The organism is Rubrimonas sp., from assembly GCF_036788415.1.
In the GTDB taxonomy this organism is placed as follows: domain Bacteria; phylum Pseudomonadota; class Alphaproteobacteria; order Rhodobacterales; family Rhodobacteraceae; genus Rubrimonas.
Genome location: NZ_DAIQNN010000169.1, coordinates 1 through 3,942, shown reverse-complemented (window position 1 = coordinate 3,942; position 3,942 = coordinate 1). Strand labels below are relative to the sequence as shown.

At 70.1% G+C, this 3,942-nt stretch carries 5 protein-coding genes; all 5 read right to left on the bottom strand.

Going from position 1 to position 3,942, the window contains the following annotated elements; all coding sequences use genetic code 11:
- Positions 1 to 193: 193 nt before the first annotated feature.
- Positions 194 to 1,033 (bottom strand): SDR family NAD(P)-dependent oxidoreductase, encoded by an 840-nt coding sequence (locus tag V7Q31_RS17795; protein WP_333835190.1) that lies wholly within the window; start codon positions 1,031 to 1,033, stop codon positions 194 to 196.
- Between the two features lie 261 nt (positions 1,034 to 1,294).
- Positions 1,295 to 2,212, bottom strand: coding sequence for an alpha/beta hydrolase family protein (locus tag V7Q31_RS17790; protein ID WP_333835189.1), 918 nt, complete (start codon positions 2,210 to 2,212; stop codon positions 1,295 to 1,297).
- Between the two features lie 376 nt (positions 2,213 to 2,588).
- The gene (locus V7Q31_RS17785) at positions 2,589 to 3,119 is read right to left on the bottom strand and encodes a type II toxin-antitoxin system VapC family toxin (RefSeq protein ID WP_333835188.1); all 531 of its coding nucleotides are present in this window, start codon (positions 3,117 to 3,119) and stop codon (positions 2,589 to 2,591) included.
- Positions 3,116 to 3,364: a type II toxin-antitoxin system prevent-host-death family antitoxin gene (locus V7Q31_RS17780; protein ID WP_333835187.1), complete on the bottom strand. Its 249-nt coding sequence runs from the start codon at positions 3,362 to 3,364 to the stop codon at positions 3,116 to 3,118. The genes V7Q31_RS17785 and V7Q31_RS17780 overlap by 4 nt, the downstream gene beginning before the upstream one ends.
- 206 nt (positions 3,365 to 3,570) lie before the next feature.
- On the bottom strand, positions 3,571 to 3,942 hold a 372-nt coding region (locus V7Q31_RS17775; protein ID WP_333835186.1), incomplete at its 5' end, for a hypothetical protein.

Genomic DNA, 3,942 nt, shown 5'->3' with positions numbered 1-3,942 from the left:
GAACGCGGCGGCGGAGCCGGTCCGGCCGGGGCGCACGCCTCATCCCCGCCGGCGCGCGGAGCCGAAGGACGCCTGAGTGCGGCGAAGAGAGCTCGACACCGGCCGCTTCTCTGCGATCGGCATCCCGCGTCACGGTGGCGTAGCCGTCACGCGCTCCCGGTGCGGCGCGGCCCGCCGACGATGGGCGGCAAGCCTAGCCCTTGCTGCAGAATGCGGCGAAGGCCTCGGCGAAGTCCGGATGCCAGCGCGACAGCGGCGGGCGGTTCTCGATGATGTCGCCCGCGGCCCAGGCGATGCGCCTCTCGTCGAGCGCACGCGGCACGTCGTTGTCGGGGCAAAGGATGTAGAAGTCCCCCGCCGCCAGCCGCGCCATCATGAACTCCACGGTCTGCTCCGGCGTCCACGCCGCCTCGGGCTTCTCGGCGCGGCCCCGCGCCGTCAGTCCGGTGAAGACGAAGCCGGGGATCAAAAGGTGCGCCGAGATCGCGCAGTTCGGCGTCGTGCGCAACTCGTGCTGCAGCGCCTCGGTGAACGCCTTCACGCCGCTCTTGGCGACGTTGTAGGCGGGATCGCCCGGGGGCGTCGTGATCCCCTGCTTCGAGCCGGTGTTGATGATCAGGCCGGGCGTCCCGCGCTCGATCATGCCCGGCGCGAACACGCGGCAGCCGTGGACGACCCCCCAGAGGTTGGTCTCGATGACCCGCGTCCAGTTCTCCAGCGGGCCGAACAGCGCGCTGCCGGGCTGCACGCCCGCGTTGTTCATCAGCACGTCTACCGGGCCTAAGCGGCGCTCGACCGCCTCCTGCAGCGCCTGCAGCTCATCCACGCGGCCGACGTCGGCGCAGAACGTCATCACGTCCTCGGACCTTGGCGAGACGGCGGGGGCCGCGGCCGCCAGCTTCGCGGCGTCAACGTCGACGATGCAGACGCGCAGGCCGAGCGCGGCGAGGGCCTGGGCCGCGGCCAAGCCGATGCCCGCCCCGCCGCCGGTCACAACCGCGACGGCGCCGGCTCTGAGAGCTGGATGAGGCATGGCGTGCTCGCTCCCATTCTTCATCTCGCGGTCGCGCCGACAGCGGCGCGGCCGGACGATCCATGACGGGAGATCACATATCTGGGCTCCTGCGTGCAATCCTGCGTCGCCGGAAGACATCGCGGCGGCGGCGACCCGCGCGGTCCGGCCGCGCAGATGAGCCGGTGCCCGCGGCTCCGGCTCCAAGATCGACATGTCGCTTGTCAGCGGACGCGCGACATGCGCGCCAGGCTCTCCCGTGGGCTCAGGTCCGTTGTCGCGTCAGCGGACGCCCAGCAGGAACGCCGCGGTGCAGGCGATCACCTCGTCGAGCAGCGCCGCGTCCGACGCCGCGCCCAGATCGTGCCCCGCCTCGAGATCGACGATCTGCGTCTCCGCCACCCGGCCCGCGGCGATGCGGTCGGCGAACGCGGCCCCATCGCGGACGAGGTGGTCGCGGCGACCCGTCACAACGAGCACGGGCGCATCCGTTCGGGCGGCGTCGGCGAGCGGGTCGGCGGACGCGATGTCGGCGAAGAACGCCGGCTTCAGACCGCTGGCGCCGACGAGGTCGTCGCGCGCGCCGGCTTCGTGGCGCACGGCGCCAAGCGCGAGCGTTTCGACGCCGAGGATGAGGCCGTAGGTGGCGCGGGGGTCGAGCACCGGATTCCACAGCGCGATGCGCTCGAAGACGTCGTCCATCGCGGCGGCGCGCAGCGCCACCAGCCCGCCTTGGCTGTACCCGAGCGCCACCAGCGGCGCTTCGGCGTTCTCAGTCAGCGCGGCGCCCGCACGGAGCGCGTCGCGCGCTTGTCCGGTGAAGGTCGTGTCGGCCCAGCGCCCGGCGCTCTCCCCCGAACCCCGGAAGTCGATCCGCAGCGATGCGACGCCCCGCTCGGCGAAAGCGCGCGCAGCGCGCGCGAACATCCCCTCACGGCCCTCCACCGGGATCTCATCGCGCGCCCCGGTGAAGCCGTGCAGGAGGAGCGCCAGAGCCACAGGCGCGGCGTTGGCGGGCGCGGCGAGGGTGCCGGCGATGACGCCCTCCGGCGTGTCGATCCGAATGGTCCGTTCCGGCGCCGGCGCATGCCGCGCTGGCGCGGTCGCACAACCGTCGAGATCGGCCGCCGCACCGCTTGCGAGGCAGACGAGGACGAACGCCGCGGCGGATGGTGGCGCGACGGTTCGGTGAGGGGGCATCGGCGCTTCCTTCGGCGACCCGGTCAAGTCCGTCCGACGGTCGCATCCCTCGCTTTCCGTTGTCACGAGCGCGCGCAGCATCAGGATCGGCGGCGGGATATCAGATCAGAGCCTCGCCCGTTCGGCGAGGTAAGCGAAGCAGACGACGCGAGCCGCCACGGCCAGAACAACCCGTCCGCGACGACCATGCGGGCGCCGCCGAGAACGAACCAAGCGCCCAGAGTCTCAACGGCGGCCGAAACCGAGTCTCAACGCCCGCCTGCGCAAGCGCGCACCGCGCCGAAAAGCCGCCTGAACGCAGAGGGTTGGGGTGGTGCCGACGCCCCGGCTCGAACGGGGGACCCCCAGATCCACAATAAGAGGATACTCAACGATATCAGCGGGTTGGCTGCGAACTATCGGCATTTTTCCCCCATTTGCGAACCGGATCTGCGAACCGACGGCGGCCGGCGCCTGGCGCGGCGGCGTATCTGGAGACCTCCTCGCGACGCGGCGCGGATGGTCCGTAGGGCAAGGCGGTGCGGAGATGCGCAAGGATGCGGGTGTCGCCTGTGACCAGACGCGCGCCGAACGCCTCGGCCGTCGCGACGAGCATGCGGTCCACCGGGTCCTTCGTCTCGAGACCTTCGATCGCGACCGACGCCATCAGGATGTCCGCCGACAGCTGCGCCGTCCGCACGCCTGGCTGGTTGGTGAAGCACCGCCAGAACACGGCTGGCGCGACTGCGAGCCCGAGGTCGGCGGGGCGGCGGCGGTGCTTCTGGGCGATCTCCCAGGCCGACATCGCCGACACCAGCACGGCGTCGTCGCGCCGGGCCACTTCGATGGCCTCGGCCGCTGTCGTCGATGGAGCGACGCCCGCCGCGAGCCAGAGAACGGCGCAGGTGTCGAGCAGCACCGCGCTCACCGCGCGGCGTCCCACTCCGCGTCCACCGGCTCGGTCAGGTCGGTCCCTTCCGCCAGCGCCAGCATCTCGCGCGCGCAGCCGAGCAGCGGTCGGATGGGGGCCGCGTCGGGCTCGTCGATCGGCACCAGTTCGCCAACCACCTTGCCGCGCCGGGTGAGCAGCACCCTTCGCTGACGGGCGCTCTCCAGAAAGCCGCCAGGGTTCACCTTGAGCTCGGAGAGAGGAACACGCAGGGGTTCGGGCACGGGCTGGCTCCAGGACCTGTTCAGAGGTCATGATCTAACATGGCCGGGGCCGTTCCGACAGTGGCGATGAAGACCCGTAAAGTGTGCATCGGCGCGGAACCCCGACTAACGCCACAAGCCATTGAATGGCCGTAGGGCAGAATGGGTCTTGGACTGCGCATATCCGCACTCGGGAGCCATACGCCGCGTTATCGGCGGAAAGCGATTCACTCGCCTGCCTGAAGCTTTTCCAGGGTGTCAATCGCATCCTTGAGCGTTCTGACCGCGCCAAACTTCTCGGGCGACGACATGTTGCGATTTGCTTGCATCGTCGCGACACCCTGTCTGAGCGTATCGCGTATGCTTGCGCCATGATCCGGGGATATGAGCGCGATATGCCCCATCAGGATCTGCAAAATCATGCCCTGTGCAACCAGTTGGCCTGCGAGAACCTCCACGTCGCCGCTCGTGGTATCCATTGGCTCGCTACCTCGCTGTTTGCTGTTCTTCGCGGAGTACCGGGACACCATCGGGCCAGACGCTTCCTTCCCAAGCTCCCGAAGAACGAAGCCGCTTTCGCGGCGTTGGCGCCTGGCTTC